The sequence below is a fragment of the Klebsiella sp. K47 genome (assembly GCF_051858335.1).
GTDB lineage: Bacteria > Pseudomonadota > Gammaproteobacteria > Enterobacterales > Enterobacteriaceae > Klebsiella > Klebsiella pneumoniae.
This window is the reverse complement of the sequence record NZ_JBPYUI010000626.1, coordinates 1-207: the sequence shown is the minus strand read 5'-3', so window position 1 is coordinate 207 and position 207 is coordinate 1. Positions and strand designations below refer to the sequence as shown.

At 62.8% G+C, this 207-nt stretch carries 1 protein-coding gene; it reads left to right on the top strand.

Translation table 11 applies throughout. The annotated features are described in order from the left end of the window. Positions 1-207, top strand: a 207-nt coding sequence (locus tag RRF55_RS29485) for an aminotransferase class I/II-fold pyridoxal phosphate-dependent enzyme (RefSeq protein WP_439419525.1), incomplete at both ends; no start/stop codon positions are given.

Here is a 207-nt window from a genome sequence, read left to right as displayed (position 1 = left end):
TCGTGGTCAGTTCGTTCGGCAAGACCTACCACGTGACCGGCTGGAAGACCGGCTATGTGATCGCGCCGCCAGCCCTGAGTGCCGAGTTGCGCAAGGTGCATCAGTACGTCAACTTCTGCGGCGTGACGCCGCTGCAGTGGGCGCTGGCCGATTTCATGGCCGAACACCCGGAACATGTCGAAGAGCTGCCGGCGTTCTACCAGGCCA